Annotated in this window: 12 protein-coding genes; 6 read left to right on the top strand and 6 right to left on the bottom strand. The window is 72.3% G+C overall.

What is annotated here, in order from left to right:
- Nucleotides 1-305 (top strand): CDP-glycerol glycerophosphotransferase family protein (locus AB0O40_RS35000; RefSeq protein ID WP_365049791.1); only part of this gene is annotated, 305 nt, incomplete at its 5' end.
- 6 nt (nt 306-311) lie between these two features.
- On the opposite strand, the gene AB0O40_RS34995 is transcribed toward AB0O40_RS35000, so the two are convergent.
- Nucleotides 312-1,940, bottom strand: a complete 1,629-nt coding sequence (locus AB0O40_RS34995) for a glycosyltransferase family 39 protein (RefSeq protein WP_365049790.1) — start codon at nt 1,938-1,940, stop codon at nt 312-314.
- Between the two features lie 103 nt (nt 1,941-2,043).
- Nucleotides 2,044-2,682, bottom strand: coding sequence for a TetR/AcrR family transcriptional regulator (locus AB0O40_RS34990; protein WP_365049788.1), 639 nt, complete (start codon nt 2,680-2,682; stop codon nt 2,044-2,046).
- Nucleotides 2,683-2,938: 256 nt separating this feature from the next.
- On the opposite strand from AB0O40_RS34990, the gene AB0O40_RS34985 reads away from it, so the two are divergent.
- Both AB0O40_RS34985 and AB0O40_RS34980 read left to right on the top strand, forming a co-directional pair.
- Nucleotides 2,939-3,832, top strand: a complete 894-nt coding sequence (locus AB0O40_RS34985; protein ID WP_365049793.1) for an ABC transporter permease — start codon at nt 2,939-2,941, stop codon at nt 3,830-3,832.
- Nucleotides 3,825-4,601 (top strand): ABC transporter ATP-binding protein, encoded by a 777-nt coding sequence (locus tag AB0O40_RS34980; RefSeq protein WP_365049786.1) that lies wholly within the window; start codon nt 3,825-3,827, stop codon nt 4,599-4,601. The genes AB0O40_RS34985 and AB0O40_RS34980 overlap by 8 nt, the downstream gene beginning before the upstream one ends.
- Nucleotides 4,602-4,662: 61 nt before the next feature.
- On the opposite strand, the gene AB0O40_RS34975 is transcribed toward AB0O40_RS34980, so the two are convergent.
- The 3 genes from AB0O40_RS34975 to AB0O40_RS34965 all read right to left on the bottom strand — a co-directional run bounded on the left by AB0O40_RS34975 (nt 4,663) and on the right by AB0O40_RS34965 (nt 11,170).
- Nucleotides 4,663-9,606 (bottom strand): NAD-glutamate dehydrogenase, encoded by a 4,944-nt coding sequence (locus tag AB0O40_RS34975; protein ID WP_365049784.1) that lies wholly within the window; start codon nt 9,604-9,606, stop codon nt 4,663-4,665.
- A gap of 346 nt (nt 9,607-9,952) precedes the next feature.
- Nucleotides 9,953-10,624: an HAD family hydrolase gene (locus AB0O40_RS34970; RefSeq protein WP_365049782.1), complete on the bottom strand. Its 672-nt coding sequence runs from the start codon at nt 10,622-10,624 to the stop codon at nt 9,953-9,955.
- Nucleotides 10,625-10,669: 45 nt separating this feature from the next.
- Entirely contained in the window at nt 10,670-11,170 is a 501-nt protein-coding gene (locus AB0O40_RS34965; protein ID WP_365049780.1) for a hypothetical protein, read from the bottom strand.
- A 300-nt stretch (nt 11,171-11,470) separates the two neighbouring features.
- Here AB0O40_RS34965 and AB0O40_RS34960 point away from each other — a divergent pair, with 300 nt between their 5' ends.
- A complete protein-coding gene (locus AB0O40_RS34960; protein WP_365049778.1) occupies nt 11,471-11,917 on the top strand; it encodes an Rv3235 family protein in 447 nt (148 codons plus the stop codon).
- Nucleotides 11,918-11,988: 71 nt separating this feature from the next.
- Here AB0O40_RS34960 and secA read toward each other — a convergent pair whose 3' ends face one another.
- Complete coding sequence (gene secA, locus AB0O40_RS34955) at nt 11,989-14,766, bottom strand: preprotein translocase subunit SecA (protein ID WP_365049776.1); 2,778 nt, start codon at nt 14,764-14,766, stop codon at nt 11,989-11,991.
- Nucleotides 14,767-15,074: 308 nt separating this feature from the next.
- Here secA and AB0O40_RS34950 point away from each other — a divergent pair, with 308 nt between their 5' ends.
- Nucleotides 15,075-15,665 (top strand): GNAT family N-acetyltransferase, encoded by a 591-nt coding sequence (locus AB0O40_RS34950; protein WP_365049774.1) that lies wholly within the window; start codon nt 15,075-15,077, stop codon nt 15,663-15,665.
- 9 nt (nt 15,666-15,674) lie between these two features.
- Nucleotides 15,675-16,425, top strand: a 751-nt coding sequence (locus AB0O40_RS34945) for a crosslink repair DNA glycosylase YcaQ family protein (protein WP_365049772.1), incomplete at its 3' end; no start/stop codon positions are given.

Genomic DNA, 16,425 nt, shown 5'->3' with positions numbered 1-16,425 from the left:
CGGACCTGCTGGTGACCGACTACTCCTCGCTGATGTGCGACATGACGCTGACCGGCCGGCCGGTGCTGCTGCACGCCCCCGACCTGGAGGACTACCGCGACCGGGTGCGGGGGCTCTCCCTCGACCTGGAGCGGCACGCGCCCGGTCCGCTGCTGCGCACCACGGCCGAACTCTGCGCCGCGGTACGGCGGTCGGAGGCGGTCCGGGCCGAACACGCGGACGCGTACGCGCTGTTCCGGGAGACGTACTGCGACCTGGACGACGGGCGGGCGGCGGCCCGGGTGGCCGACCGGCTGCTCTGCTGAAGCCGGCTACCGGCGGCGTACGTAGAGCACGAGGACGGAGCGGCCCGCGCGGTGGCGGGCCGCCGGCGCGTAACCGTCGCGGAGCAGCTGTGTCTTGGCCCGCTCGGCGGGGGTGGCCGGCACCCAGTCGGGAAAGGTGGCGGGCCGGCTGAGCACCGCCCAGACCCGGTCGTGCCCGGCCAGCCGGCCGCGCAGGGTCTCGGGGACCACCTCGGTCCCGTACAGCGTCCCGGACCCGGCGCCGTCCCGGCCCAGCCCGACGTCGTCCGCGGCGCGGAAGCCGGCCGGGTACGTCAGCTCGATCCGCCGCCCCCAGTCGGGCAGGTAGACCACCGCGTCCCCGGCCCTGAACTCCCGCCGCGCCACCCGCGCCACCGCCGCGAAGTCGTCCCCCCGCGACCCGGCGGTCCGCTCGGCCCGCTGGTCCCCGAGCTGCGCCCAGAACCCGACGCCGATCAGGAGTACCCCGACGAGCGCGCCGGCGGCCCGGCCCGGGGCCCGGGTGCCTGCGGAGCCTGTCCCCTCCCCGCCCCTTCCCGAACTGGGGCTCCGCCCCAGACCCCGCGCCTCAAACGCCGGCGAGGCTGGATCGTGCCGCTGCGCGGCAATCCCAGCCCGTCCGGCGATTGAGGACACCGGCGCGGAGCGGCGGTACGGGGGTCCGGGGGCGGAGCCCACCGGTTTCGGGAAGGGGCGGGGAGGGGACAGGCTCCGCGCAGCGGAGAGCACGGCGTCCAGCCCCGCCGCAGCCAGCAGCGGCACCCCGGCAAGGGCGTACAGCACGTACCGGTCGTAGTACAGCGGATGCCACTGCGAGACGAGCAGCAGCAGAAGCGGCGGCACGACGGCCAGCGGCCCGGCCACCACCGCCACCGCCCGGCCGGCCAGGCCGACGAGGCACAACGCCAGCACGACCCCCGTCACCACCACCCCCGGCCCCGCAAAGGCCAGCACCAGCTCCCCTGCCGTGGACCAGGACGGCCGCACCAGCCACCCCACCTGCCCGCTCTGCGCGGAGGAGTACACCGCCAGCGGCGCCACCACGGCCACCGCCGCCCCGGCCGCGACCGCCCACCGCCGCACCGGCAACCGCCCCAGCAGCAGGCTCACGAGATGCGCGGGCACCACCAGCAGCGCGAACACGTGCAGCAGCCCCGCCGCGGCCAGGGCGGCCGCATACCCGGCCCACCGCCCCCGTACGAACAACAGCGTGGCCAGCGTGACCAGCGCCGCCACCAGGGCGTACGAGCGCCCCTCCTGCGCGTACCGGCTGACGAACGGCGTGGCCGCGTAGGCCAGTCCGGCCCAGAGCCCCACCCGCGGCCGGGCCAGCCGCCGGCCCAGCTCCGCGACGAGCGCCGCGGTCAGGGCGGTGCCGGCCACCGACGGCAGCCGCAGCACCACCTCTCCCGGCCGCGGGTCCAGCGCGAGGACCGCGTGCATCAGGGCGTAGTAGAGGGCGTGCACCGCGTCCACGGAGTGCACCAGCCGCCAGATCTGCGGGAGGCTGCGCCGGGCCACCTGCCAGGTGACGCCCTCGTCGCGCCACATGGTGCCGCGGTCGACGCCCCAGACGCCGACGGCCAGCGCGGCGGCGGCCGGTACGCCGGGCACGCCCCATCTGCCGAGTCTCACCGGCGCATGCTCGCGCAGCCGGGCCACCGGCCGGTGAACCCCGTATGACGCCCCGGGGCGGCGGCCCGCGCGAACGGGTGATGGTGCGGCAGGGGTGCCGCGGTCAGCCCCGCCCGGCCCCCAGCCCCGCCGCCACCGCGCCGGCCAGTTCGTCCAGGTAGTCCGCCGGCAGGTCGCCGCGGACCACCACCAGCCGCCAGTACAGCGGGCCGATGACCAGGTCGAGGGCGCGCTCGGGGTGGGTGCCCGGGGGCAGCTCGCCGCGGGCCACGGCGGCCTTCACGATGTCGCCCGCGATGCCCTCCTGGCCCTGGAGCAGGACTCCCCGGACGGCCTCGGCGATCTCGGGGTTGCGGGCCGACTCGACCAGCAGGTCCGGGATGACCTGGGAGGCGACCGGGTGCCGCAGCAGGTGGGTCAGGACCTCCAGCAGGGCCCGGACGTCCCCCCGCAGCGAGCCGGTGTCGGGGGCGGGCAGGCCCTGTACCGCGAAGGCGGAGACCAGGTCGAGGACGAGGTGGAGCTTGGAGCGCCAGCGCCGGTAGACGGCGGTCTTGCCGACGCCGGCCCGGCGGGCGATGGCCTCGATGGACATCTTCGAGAAGCCGACGGCGGCCAGCTCCTCGAAGACCGCGGCCCGGATCGCCTCGGTGACGTCCTCGCGGAGCACGGCCGCGCCGGCGGGCGCCCGCCGGGCGGCGGGGGCGGGGGCGGCGGGGGTCGGGACGGGCTCGCTGGTCATGCACACGAGCATAGCGGGGGCCCTCGTCACGACGAGACGGTTGCGTTCCGACGTACCGACGCCCTACCCTCGGCGTTGCGACGATACGGTCCCGTCCCGTCGAAGGTGGGCGGACGGGTGCGTTCGTGCCGCGCCGGGCCCCGCCTCGTCCAGAGCCGGGCCCCCGCACCGTCCCGGGCCCGAGCCCCCGTCGAAAGCGACCTCCTCCGTGAGCCTGACGACCGCGCCCCCCGCACCGGCCCCCCGGCCGGGCTCCGTGCGGCTCCCCCAGACGCCCCCGTCCCCGGAAGCCGCCCGGCTCGCCGCGGAGCACGGGCTGCGCATCAGCGGCGAACGCCCCGGCCTGCGCGCGTACACGCGGCAGCTGTGGGGGCGCCGGCAGTTCATCACCACCTTCGCCACCGCCCGCATGAGCGCCACCTACAGCACGGCCCGGCTGGGCCAGGTCTGGCACCTGATGACCCCGCTGCTCAACGCCGCGGTCTACTACTTCATCTTCGGCGTCATCCTCAACACCAGTCGGCACACCCAGCAGTTCATCCCGTACCTGGTCATCGGCGTCTTCACCTGGGACTTCTTCTCCAGCGCAATCAACGCCGGGACCCGCGCGGTCTCCGGCAACCTCGGCCTGGTGCGCGCCCTGCAGTTCCCCCGCGCGGCGCTGCCGCTGTCCACCGTCGTCCAGCTCTTCCAGCAGCTGATGGTGACCATGGGCGCCCTGGTGCTGATCCTGCTCGCCTTCGGGCAGCCGCCCCGGATGTCCTGGCTGCTGGCCCTGCCCACCCTGGCGCTGCTGGCGGTCTTCTGCTGCGGCTGCGCGATGGTGATGGCCCGGGTGGGCAGCAAGACCCCGGACATCTCCCAGCTGATGCCCTTCCTGCTCCGCACCTGGATGTACTTCTCCGGGGTGATGTGGAACATCGGCTCCACCCTGAAGGAGCACCACCTCCCGCACGTGGTGATGCTGGCCTTCCAGTGGAACCCGGCCGCCCTCTACCTCGACCTGATGCGCTTCGCGCTGCTGGACACGTACCACTCCCACCAACTGCCGCACCACGCCTGGGCGCTCGCCCTCGGCTGGGCCCTGCTCGCGGGGCTCGGCGGCTTCGTCTACTTCTGGAAGGCCGAGGAGGAGTACGGCCGTGGCTGACACCGCCCCGAGCAGGATCCCCACCGTCATCGCCGACGACGTGCACGTGGTCTACAAGGTCCAGGGCGCGGGCGGCGGGCGCGGCAGCGCGACCTCCGCGCTGAGCCGGATCTTCTCCCGCCGGCCCCGGCCCGGGGTGCGCGAGGTGCACGCCGTCAAGGGCGTCAGCTTCGTCGCCTACAAGGGCGAGGCGATCGGCCTGATCGGTTCGAACGGATCGGGCAAGTCCACCCTCCTGAAGGCCATCGCGGGGCTGCTGCCGCCCGCCGCCGGCCGGGTCTACACCGACGGCCAGCCCTCCCTGCTGGGCGTGAACGCCGCCCTGATGAACGACCTGACCGGCGAGCGGAACGTGATGCTCGGCGGGCTGGCCATGGGGATGACCAAGCAGCAGATCCAGGAGCGCTACCAGGAGATCGTCGACTTCTCCGGCATCAACGAGAAGGGCGACTTCATCTCCCTGCCGATGCGCACCTACTCCTCCGGCATGGCCGCCCGCCTGCGCTTCTCCATCGCCGCCGCCAAGAGCCACGAGGTCCTGATGATCGACGAGGCGCTGGCCACCGGCGACGCCCGCTTCCAGCGCCGCAGCCAGCAGCGCATCGCGGAGCTGCGCAAGGAGGCCGGCACGGTCTTCCTGGTCAGCCACGGCATCGGCACCATCCGGGAGACCTGCGACCGGGCGATCTGGCTGGAGGCGGGCGTCCTGCGGATGGACGGCCCCACCAAGGAGGTCTGCGACGCGTACGAGGCCTTCGGCAAGAAGTAGCCGGCACGGCGAAGGGCCCCGGACCGGTCACCGGTCCGGGGCCCTTCGCCGTCAGTCGCGCCTAGCTGTGCGTCCGCAGCAGGGTGCGCATGGTCCGCATGGCCACCGACAGGTTCGCCAGGTCGAAGTCGTCCGAGCCCTGGATCTCCTCGAGGGTGGTGCGGGCGCGCCCGATGATCGCGGCGTTGTGCTCCTCCCAGGCCTTGAACCGCTCCTCCGGGGTCGAGGTGCCGTTGCCCACCGAGAGCACGTCGGACGTGAGGCCGGCGTGCGCGGCGAACAGGTCCTCGCGGATGGCGGCGCGGGCCATCGACTGCCAGCGGTCGCTGCGCGGCAGTTCGATGATCCGGTCCATCAGCTGGGTGATGTTCAGCCGGTCGGCGAGGTCGTAGTACACCTCGGCGACCTCGAGGACGTCCTTGCCCAGCCGGTCCGCGATCGCGACGATGTCCAGCGCCGGGAAGGCGGAGGAGAAGCCCGCGACCTTCTGCGCCAGCTCCTCGGGCACGCCCGCCTCGGTCAGCTCGTCCAGGACCAGCTGGTACCACTCCAGGTCCGCGCCGCGCACCAGCTTGGGCAGCTCGGCCCAGACGGCGCCGACCCGGTCGCTGAAGAACTCGATGGTCTCGCCGACCTGGAGCGGCTGCGGGCGGTTGTTGAGCAGCCAGCGGGTGCCGCGCTCGACCAGCCGGCGCGAGTGCAGCCGGACCCGGGTCTGCACGTCGGCGGCGACCTCGTTGTCCAGGGCCTCCACCGCGTCCCAGACCGTGCCGAGGTCGAAGATCTCGCGGGCCGCGAGCTGCGCCCGGACGATCTCCTCCAGCGAGGCGCCGGTCTCCTCCCGCAGGCGGTGCAGGAAGGTCGAGCCACCGGTGTTGATGGTGTCGTTGACCAGCAGGGTGGTGACGATCTCGCGGCGCAGCGCGTGGCCGTCGACCTGCTCGGGGAACCGCTCGCGCAGCGCCGCCGGGAAGTAGGCGTGCAGCAGGCGGGCCAGGTACGGGTCGTCCGGCAGCTCGGTGGCGATCAGCTCGTCCGCCACCGTGATCTTGGTGTAGGCGAGCAGGACCGCGAGCTCCGGCTGGGCCAGGCCCTTGTCGTTGTTCAGCAGTTCGCGGATCTGCCGGTCGTTGGGCAGGAACTCCAGCGCGCGGTCCAGGCGGCCCTCGCGGCCCAGGCGGCGCATGAAGCGCTGCTGGGCGTGGAGCAGGCTGGGGGCCTGGGCGACGCTGTTGGCGAGCGCGACGTTCTGCGCGTAGTTGTTGCGCAGGACCAGGTGGCCGACCTCGTCGGTCATCTCGGCCAGCAGCTTGTTGCGCTGCTTGACGGTCATGTCGCCGTCCGCCACCACGGCGTTCAGCAGGATCTTGATGTTCACCTCGTGGTCGGAGGTGTCCACGCCCGCGCTGTTGTCGATGGCGTCGGTGTTGATCCGGCCGCCGTGGTGCGCGAACTCGATCCGGCCGAGCTGGGTCAGGCCCAGGTTGCCGCCCTCGCCGACGACCTTGACCCGCAGGTCCTCGCCGTTGACGCGGATGGGGTCGTTGGCCTTGTCGCCGACGTCGCCGTGGGTCTCGGTGGCGGCCTTGACGTAGGTGCCGATGCCGCCGTTCCACAGCAGGTCCACGCGGGCCTTGAGGATGGCCTGCATCAGCTCGGCCGGGGTCATCTTGGTGACGCCCGCCTCGATGCCCAGGGCCTCGCGGACCTGCGCGTTGACCGGGATGGACTTGGCCGTGCGCGGGTGGATCCCGCCGCCCGGGGAGAGCAGCGCGGTGTCGTAGTCCGCCCACGAGGAGCGCGGCAGCTCGAAGAGCCGGCGCCGCTCGGCGTAGGAGACGGCCGAGTCCGGGGTGGGGTCGATGAAGATGTGGCGGTGGTCGAAGGCGGCGACCAGGCGGATGTGCTCGGAGAGCAGCATGCCGTTGCCGAAGACGTCACCGGACATGTCACCGACGCCGACGACGGTGAAGTCCTCGGTCTGGGTGTCGTGGCCCAGCTCGCGGAAGTGCCGCTTGACGGACTCCCAGGCGCCGCGGGCGGTGATGCCCATGCCCTTGTGGTCGTAGCCGGCCGAGCCGCCGGAGGCGAAGGCGTCGCCCAGCCAGAAGCCGTAGGACTCGGCCACGCCGTTGGCGATGTCGGAGAAGGTGGCGGTGCCCTTGTCGGCGGCGACGACGAGGTAGGTGTCGTCCTCGTCGTGGCGGACCACGTCCTGCGGGGGCACGACCTCGCCGGCGACCAGGTTGTCGGTGATGTCGAGCAGCGCCGAGATGAAGATCTTGTACGAGGCGATGCCCTCGGCGAGCCAGGCGTCCCGGTCCACCGACGGGTCCGGCAGGTTCTTGGCGACGAAGCCGCCCTTGGCGCCGACCGGCACGATCACGGTGTTCTTGACCATCTGCGCCTTGACCAGGCCCAGGATCTCGGTACGGAAGTCCTCGCGCCGGTCGGACCAGCGCAGACCGCCGCGGGCGACCTTGCCGAAGCGCAGGTGCACGCCCTCGACCCGGGGCGAGTAGACCCAGATCTCGAAGGCCGGGCGGGGCGCCGGCAGGTCCGGGATGGCCTGCGGGTCGAACTTCATCGAGACGTAGGCGTGCGGCTGGCCCGCGCCGTCCGTCTGGAAGAAGTTCGTGCGCAGGGTCGCCTTGATGAGGGTCAGGAAGGAGCGCAGGATGCGGTCCTCGTCGAGCGAGGCGACCTGGTCGAGCGCGCCGTCCAACTCCTCCAGCATGGCGTCGATCAGCTCGGTGCCGGCGGCCTGGCGGCCGGGCGACATCCGGGCCTCGAAGAGCGAGACCAGCAGGCGGGTGGTGTGGACGTTGTTGCGGAGGGTGTCCTCCATGTAGTCCTGGCTGAAGGTGGAGCCGGCCTGCCGCAGGTACTTGGCGTACGCGCGCAGCACCACGGCCTGCCGCCAGGTCAGCCCGGCCCCCAGGACGAGGGTGTTGAAGTTGTCGTTCTCCGCCTGGCCCTGCCAGACCGCCGCGAAGGCGTCCTGGAAGCGCTCCCGGGCGTCGTCGCCCAGGTCGCTGCCGGTGCCCGAGGGCATCCGCAGGCCGAAGTCGTAGATCCAGGCGTGCGCGCGGTCGGCGCAGCGCAGCTCGTAGGGGCGCTCGTCGGTGACCTCGACGCCCAGGCGCTGCAGGACCGGGAGGACCGCGGAGAGCGAGACCTGCTCGCCCTGCCGGTAGATCTTGAAGCGGCGCTCGCCGGGGCCGGCGTGCACCGGCTCGTACAGGGAGAGCGCGAAGTCGCGGTCGCTGTTGGCCAGCCGGTCCAGGTGGCACAGGTCGGCCACCGCGGAGCGCGGCGAGTGGTCGGCCTTGTAGCCCTCGGAGAAGGCCCCGCCGTAGCGGCGCAGCATCTCCGCGGCGTGCTCCTCGCCCAGCTCGGCGACCAGCGCCTCCTGGAAGCCGTCGGACCAGGACCGGGCCGCCTCGACCAGGCGGGCCTCGATGCGGTCGGCGTCGGCGTCGGTGAGGTCCGGCAGGTCGGTGCCCTGCGGGACGCGGACGACGAAGTGGATGCGGGAGAGGATCGACTCGGTGTTCCAGGCGGTGAAGTCGACGCTGGTGCCGCCCAGCTCCTCCTTCAGGATGTCGATCAGCCGCAGCCGCACGCCGGTGGTGTAGCGGTCGCGGGGCAGGTAGACGAGGGCCGAGTAGTAGCGGCCGTACTCGTCCTGGCGCAGGTACAGCCGCAGCCGGCGGCGCTCCTGGAGGTACAGGACGGAGGTGACGATCTCGCGGAGCTTGTCGACCGGGGTCTGGAACAGCTCGTCGCGCGGGTAGGTCTCCAGGATCTGGAGCAGGTCGCGGCCGTCGTGGCTGTTGGGCGAGAAGCCGGCGCCCTCCAGGACCTCGACGACCTTGCGGCGGATGACCGGGACCCGGCGGACCGACTCGGTGTACGCGGCCGAGGAGAAGAGGCCGAGGAAGCGGCGCTCGCCGACGACGTTGCCGTCCGCGTCGAACTTCTTGACCCCGACGTAGTCGAGGTAGCTGGGGCGGTGCACGGTCGAGCGGCTGTTGGCCTTGGTCAGCACCAGCAGTTTGTGCTCGCGGGCCTTGGCGCGGGCGTCGGCCGGCAGCCGGTTGAAGGAGGGCGAGACGGGGTGGCCGTCGTCCTTGCCGCTGTGGTGCGGGTCGGCGCGCAGGATGCCGAGGCCGGTGCCCGGGACGGCGGCCAGCGAGTCGCCGTCGGTCAGGTTGTACTCGCGGAAGCCGAGGAAGGTGAAGTGGTCGTCGGCCAGCCAGCGCAGCAGCTCGCGGGCCTCCTCGACCTCGTACTCGCGCAGGTCCCCGGCGGTGGGCTCGGCGGGCAGGTCGTCCGCGATGCGCAGCGCGGCCTCGCGCATCTTCTCCCAGTCCTCGACGGCCTCGCGGACGTCGGACAGGACGCGCAGCAGGTCGGCGGTGATCTGCTTGAGGTCGCCCTTGTCGGTCTCGCGGTCGATCTCGACGTGGATCCAGGACTCGACCAGCGAGTCGTGGGGGCGCGCGGTGCGGGGGCCGTGGGCGTCGCAGTCGGGGCCGAGGATCTCGATCAGCTTGCCGGTGACGTCGCGGCGGACGACCACCTGCGGGTGGATCACGATGTGGATGCCGCTGCCCTTGCGGGAGAGCTCGTTCGTCACGGAGTCCACGAGGAACGGCATGTCGTCGGTGACCACCTCGACGACCGAGTGGCTGGAGGTCCAGCCGTTCTCCTCGACCGTGGGGGTGTGCACGCGCACGTTCGCGGTGCCCTGCGGGCGGACCTCGGCGAGCCGGTAGTGCGAAAGGGCGGCACCGAAGACGTCGACCGGGTCCCGGTCGAGGATGTCCTCGGGCGCGGTGTGCAGGTAGTAACGCTGGAGGTAGGAGAGCACGGCGCCCTCGTCCGGACGGCCCTCCTGCCCGGACCCAGTCGGAAGTAGCCCCCCGGCCGGGCTGTTCTCAGCGACCCGGGCGGCCCGTGCGAGCAGCTCGGCCTTTGCTTCGTCCAGCTTGGTCTGCATGTCCTCTGGCTCCTGTCGCGCGCCGTTGCGTGACGTAGGGGAATGACGATATGGCGGAGCGCCTCGACTCGGGGTGCCCGGTCGGGTTCGACGCTACGCCGTGGGAAGGGGCCACCGGAAAGGATTCGGCCATCTCGGCCAACGGTCCCCGGCAGCGGGAATCAGCGACGGCCCGGGCACTGTCGTACGCCGGGCGCAGGCCGGGGGCAGCATTGCCCCCGAGGGATATCGCGCTGATCACGATGCCAAGGCTATCTCGCCCTCCCCCCGCCCCGTCATGAGCTGTATGTGTACAAAACCTGGGGGGTAACTTTGACACTCTGGACAGCGACGCGGGCCCGAGTCGCTATCCAGCCAGTTCGGCGGCGGTGCGGACGGCCTCGGCGAGGGTGTCCACCACGGGTACGCCCACCCGCTCCAGACTGGCCCGGCTGTGTGAGCCGCCGGTGTACAGGACCGCCCGGGCGCCGACGTGGGCGGCTGCGGCCGCGTCGTCGGCCGCGTCCCCGATGACGACCGTCCGGGCCGCCTCGACGCCCTCCAGGGCCGCCAGGTGGCGCACCAGGTGGCCGGCCTTGCTGGTGTGCGAGGGGCCGGTGCGGCCGTCCACGCGCAGGAAGCGGGTCTCGATGCCGTGGGTGCGCACCAGCGGGACGAGCCGGTCGTGCGGGGCGAGCGAGAGCAGGGACTGGGTCAGCCCGGACTCCTGCCAGCCGGTCAGCAGCTCCCGGGCGCCCTCGGCGAGCTGGGCGCCCTCGGCGAAGGACCAGTAGTGCCGGTGGAAGGTGTCGTCCATGACGGCCCACTCGGCGTCGGTGGGTATCCGGCCCATCAGCCGCTCGTAGAACTTGGGCACGGGGACGCAGTACAGGTCGCGGTAGCGCTCCAGCGTGATCGGCGCCAGGCCCAGCTCCGCGAAGGAGGCGTTGGTGGCGTCGATGACCGCGTGGATGTCGTGCAGCAGCGTGCCGTTCCAGTCCCACACGATGTGCGGTCGGTGCTTCCCCGTGTTCCCCATGCGACGACGGTACCCGCCCGCACCGACAGCCCTGCCGGAGGGCGGCTAGCCGATCAGGTTGGGGATCTCCTGGAGCCCGAACCACAGCAGCTCGTGGTCCTCGGCGCCGTCCACGGTGAACTGCGCGTCGTCGTCGCCCTGGTCCGCGGCGCCGAGGGCGGCCGCGGCGGCGGTGACGTCCTCGACCGCGTCGTCGGAGTCGACGTGCACCGCGGCGGCCAGCTTGAGCCGCACCGCGGCGTCGACCCGGACCTCGCCGAGGGTGGTGGCGTCCATCCCGGCCTCCGCGGCGGCGGCCTTGTCCGGCACGTCCACGGCCACGACCACCCGGCGGCGGGCGGCGTCCGGGTCGGTGGCGATCAGCCGCAGCGAGGCCGCCGCGGCCCGGCTCAGGGCGGCGTACTCCAGCTCCTCGATGTCGTCCGAGACGTACCACTCGCGCAGCGAGGGGGTCACGGCGTACGCGAGCAGCGGGGCCGGGCCCAGCTCGCCCGCCTTGTGCGCCTCGGCGAGCCCGGACAGGGTCAGGGGGACGTACACGCGCATGGCCGGCTGCTTTCCGTAGTCGTCAAGACCCTCAGGATACGGGCGCCGGTCCCCCTTCGGGGTGCGGGCCCCGATCCGGGGCCCGTCCACCCCGGTCCGCCCCGTCGCGCCCCTGACCAGGCCGGACGCGAGGGCTCTCACTCGGATAGGTGAAGGCCGCGGCGGGCCCGGCGGCGTCCGGGAGGCCGTTGCGGCCCCGCCCCGGGGCCCGTAGAAGATCCCCGACGAAGTTACCGCCGGGTACCGCGGGCCCTCCCGGCCCGGCGGCCGGTCCGGACGAGCAGCGGGGAGTACAGCGCCATGATCAGGAGCGGCGTGCACGGCGGCGGCGCGGAGCGGGACCGGACCGGGCGGGCCCGGGACCGCACCGGCCCCCGGGGCCGCCACGACCAGCGCCGCCCGGGCGCGCCGGGCCCCGGCCGGACGCCCCGGCCGCACGAGTGGTTCGCGGAGCTGCTGCTCCTGGTGCTGAGCGGGCAGTCGCCGGTGCACCGGATGCTCGGCCACACCATCGGCCCCGCGTACGAGCAGCTGGTCGAGCTGGCCCCGGGGGCCCCGCTGCGCCCGGTGGCCCGGGTCCGCCCGGTGCTCCGGGAGTGCGGGCACCGGGTGCCGGCGCCGGGCGTGGTGGAGGCCTTCGCCCGGATCTCGGCGGGCGACCGGCTGGCGGCGATGGCCTTCCGCCTGGAGCGCGGCCCGGACCTGCGCTGGCGCTGCGCGGCGGTGGAGATCGGACCCCGGGGGTGAGGGGCGCCCGGACGCGGCCGGGGCCGGACACCCGGTGGGCGTCCGGCCCCGGAAGGGTCCGCGGAGCGGGGTTACTTCTTGCGGCGGCGGCCGCCGGAGGCCTTCTGCGCCTTGCGGCGCTCGGCGCGGGTCAGGCCGTCGCCCTCGGGCGCGGAGTCCTCGAAGTCACCCTCGACCACGCCGCCCTCGCCGTCCACCGTCGGGGCGGAGAAGTGCAGGCGGTCCGGGCGCTGCGGGGCGTCCAGGCCCTTGGCGCGGATCTCCGGGCGGGACTCCTGCGCCGGCACCGCGTCGGAGACCGGCACCTCCTCGACCTGCTGCTCGACCTGGACCTCCAGGTTGAACAGGTAGCCGACGGACTCCTCCTTGATGCCGTCCATCATGGCGTTGAACATGTCGAAGCCCTCGCGCTGGTACTCGACCAGCGGGTCCTTCTGCGCCATGGCCCGCAGGCCGATGCCCTCCTGGAGGTAGTCCATCTCGTACAGGTGCTCGCGCCACTTGCGGTCCAGCACCGAGAGGACCACGCGCCGCTCCAGCTCGCGCATGATGTCCGAGCCGAGCGTCTTCTCGCGCTCGCTGTACTGCTCGTGGATGTCGTCCTTGACGGACTCGGCGATGAACTCGGCGGTGATGCCCGCACGGTCGCCCGCCGCCTCCTCGAGCTCGTCGACGGTGGCCTTCACCGGGTAGAGCTGCTTGAAGGCGCCCCACAGCCGGTCCAGGTCCCACTCCTCGGCGAAGCCCTCGACCGTCTCCGCCTGGATGTAGGCGTCGATGGTGTCGTCCATGAAGTGCAGCACCTGCTCCTGCAGGTCCTCGCCCTCCAGGACGCGGCGGCGCTCGCCGTAGATGACCTCGCGCTGGCGGTTGAGGACCTCGTCGTACTTCAGGACGTTCTTGCGGGTCTCGAAGTTCTGGGTCTCGACCTGCGACTGCGCCGAGGCGATCGCGCGGGTGACCATCTTGTTCTCGATCGGGACGTCGTCGGGGACGTTGGCCATGGCCATGACCCGCTCGACCATCTGGGCCTTGAACAGGCGCATCAGGTCGTCGCCCAGCGACAGGTAGAAGCGGGACTCGCCCGGGTCGCCCTGACGGCCGGAACGACCGCGGAGCTGGTTGTCGATGCGGCGGGACTCGTGGCGCTCGGTGCCGAGGACGTACAGGCCGCCGAGGGACTTGACCTCCTCGAACTCCGCCTTCACCGCCGCCTCGGCCTTCTGGAGGGCGGCGGGCAGCGCGTGCGCCCACTCCTCGATGTGCTCCTCCGGGTCCAGGCCCTGCTGGCGCAGCTCGGCCTCGGCGAGGTCGTCCGGGTTGCCGCCGAGCTTGATGTCGGTACCGCGGCCGGCCATGTTCGTGGCGACCGTGACCGCGCCGCGGCGGCCGGCCTGGGCGACGATCGTGGCCTCGCGCTCGTGCTGCTTGGCGTTCAGGACCTCGTGCGGGATGCCGCGCTTGGCGAGCTGCTGCGACAGGTACTCGGACTTCTCGACCGAGGTGGTGCCGACCAGGATCGGCTGGCCCTTCTCGTGCTTGTCCGCGATGTCGTCGACCACGGCCGCGAACTTGGCGACCTCGGTGCGGTAGATCAGGTCCGGCTGGTCCTTGCGCAGCATCGGCCGGTTCGTCGGGATCGGCACGACGCCCAGCTTGTAGATCTGGTGGAACTCGGCGGCCTCGGTCATGGCCGTACCGGTCATGCCGGAGAGCTTGGAGTACAGGCGGAAGAAGTTCTGCAGGGTGATCGTGGCGAGCGTCTGGTTCTCGTCCTTGATGTCCACCCCTTCCTTCGCCTCGATGGCCTGGTGCATGCCCTCGTTGTACCGGCGGCCGGCGAGGATACGGCCGGTGTGCTCGTCGACGATCATGACTTCGCCGTCGATGACGACGTAGTCCTTGTCCTTCTTGAACAGTTCCTTCGCCTTGATGGCGTTGTTCAGGTAACCGACGAGCGGGGTGTTGACCGACTCGTAGAGGTTGTCGATGCCGAGCCAGTCCTCGACCTTGGCGACACCGGACTCGTGGATGCCGACGGTGCGCTTCTTCTCGTCGACCTCGTAGTCGCCGGTCTCCTCGATGCCCTTGAGCGGGTTGCCGGGCTCGCCCTTGACCAGGCGGGTCACCAGCTTCGCGAAGTCGCCGTACCACTTGGTGGCCTGGTCGGCCGGGCCGGAGATGATCAGCGGGGTACGGGCCTCGTCGACGAGGATGGAGTCGACCTCGTCGACCACCGCGAAGTTGTGGCCGCGCTGGACCAGCTCCTCCTGCGACCACGCCATGTTGTCGCGCAGGTAGTCGAAGCCGAACTCGTTGTTCGTGCCGTACGTGATGTCGCAGGCGTACTGCTCGCGGCGCTGGGCCGGGGACATGTTCGCCAGGATGCAGCCGATGGACAGGCCCAGGAACTTGTGGACCCGGCCCATCATCTCGGAGTCGCGCTCGGCGAGGTAGTCGTTCACCGTGATCAGGTGGACGCCCTTGCCGGACAGCGCGTTCAGGTAGGCGGGCAGGGTGCCGACGAGGGTCTTGCCCTCACCGGTCTTCATCTCGGCGACGTAGCCGAGGTGCAGGGCGGCGCCGCCCATGATCTGCACGTCGTAGTGGCGCTGACCGAGGACGCGCTTGGCGGCCTCGCGGACGGTGGCGAACGCCTCGGGCAGCAGGTCGTCCAGGGACTCGCCGTCCTGGAAGCGCTGCTTGTACTCGTCCGTGAGCGCCCGCAACTCGGCGTCGGAGAGGTTGACGAAGTCCTCTTCGATGGAGCTGACCTGGTCCGCGATGCGGTGCAGTTTGCGCAGGATCTTGCCTTCGCCTGCACGCATGAGCTTGTTGAAGACGGACACTGAGGCTGGTCTCCTTGCCGGTCGGGCCTGAGCACTGGTTCGTACACGGGCACGGCAGGTGGGCCCCACCGCAACGGCCATCGTAAGCGAGGACGAGGTCGCGCCGGGAGGTCCAGCCGGGTCCGCGAGGAGCGGGTGCCCGGAATGAGAACGTACGGGGTACCTCGAAGGTGCCGGTGTTCCCCGAAAACCGTTCGGCCGTGTCCCGCGGACCCGGCCGCGGCGCCGGACCCGGGCGTCGGCCCCGCAGCAGCCCCTCCGCCGAAAAGGACTCGCCCCTGACCAGCGGAAACGGCGATCATGCGGCCATGGAACCGACCACCTTGACCACCGAACGCCTCGTCCTGCGCCCGCACGCCCCGGCCGACGTCGACGAGACCTTCGCCGCGCTCCAGGACCCGGAGATCCAGCGCTGGATCCCGGTGGCCGTGCCGTACCCGCGCTCCGACGCCGAGAAGTACGTCCTGGAGTCCTCCCCGCGCACCTGGCGGGAGGGCACCGGCTTCGACTTCGCGGTGCGGCTGGGTGCCGAGGGCCCCCTGGTCGCCACCCTGGGCATCCACACGAGTGGCGAGTACGCCCACGAGATCGGTTTCTGGACGGTGGCCGGCCACCGCGGCCGGGGCTACATGACCGAGGCCGTGCTGGCCGCCGCCCGCTGGGCCTTCACCGAGCTGGGCTGCGTACGTCTGATCTGGCGCGCCGGGGTCGGCAACACGGGCTCGCGCGCGGTGGCGGAGAAGGCCGGCTTCGTGATCGAGGGCCTGCAACGCTCCGCGATGGAGCACCGGGGCGTCCTGCGGGACTGCTGGGTCGGCGCCCTGCTCCCCGCCGACCTCGGGCTGCCGTCCCGGCTGCCGCACGAGCCGTCGACCGCCGGTGTCGGTGCCGCGGTCTAGGGTGCGGGCATGACGAGCCTGCCGCCGCCCACCGTGTCCCTGTCCGCCGACGAGGCGCGCCGACTGGCCCTGCACGCCCAGGGGTTCATCGGCGCGCCGGACCGGCGGGCCGGGGTGCGCGGGGTCCTGCGCCACCTGGGCGCGGTACAGCTCGACACCATCTCGGTGCTGGCCCGCTCGCACGAGCTGATCCCGTACGCCCGGCTGGGCGCGGTCGGCCGGGAGGCGGTCGAGCAGGCCTACTGGAGCGACCGGCACGCCTTCGAGTACTGGTCCCACGCGGCCTGCGTGCTGCCGATCGAGGAGTGGCCGCACTTCGCCTTCCGCCGCCGGTACAAGCGCTCGCAGGAGTACCGCTGGCACAAGATGAAGGACAAGGACGCCTCCTGCGCCCTGGTCCTGGACCGGCTGCGCGCCGAGGGCCCGCTCACCTCCACGGAGCTGGGCGGCGCGAAGAACGGCGGCCCCTGGTGGGACTGGTCCGAGACCAAGATCGCGGTGGAGTGGCTGCTCGACACCGGCGACGTGGTGGTGACCGAGCGGCGCGGCTGGAAGCGGGTCTACGACCTCGCCGAGCGGGCGGTGCCCGGGGCCCTGCTGCACGACGACCTGGACGACGCCGAGTGCCTGCGCCGGCTGGTGGCGCTGGCCGGCCGGTCCCTGGGTGTGGGCACCCGCGCCGACCTCGCCGACTACCACCGCCTCAAGGGCGAGCAGGTCGACGCCGTGATCGCGGACAGCGGGCTGGTGCCGGTGTCGG

This window comes from Streptomyces sp. NPDC089919, assembly GCF_040684615.1.
Taxonomy (GTDB): domain Bacteria; phylum Actinomycetota; class Actinomycetes; order Streptomycetales; family Streptomycetaceae; genus Streptomyces.
This window is presented reverse-complemented; position numbering and strand designations above follow the sequence as displayed.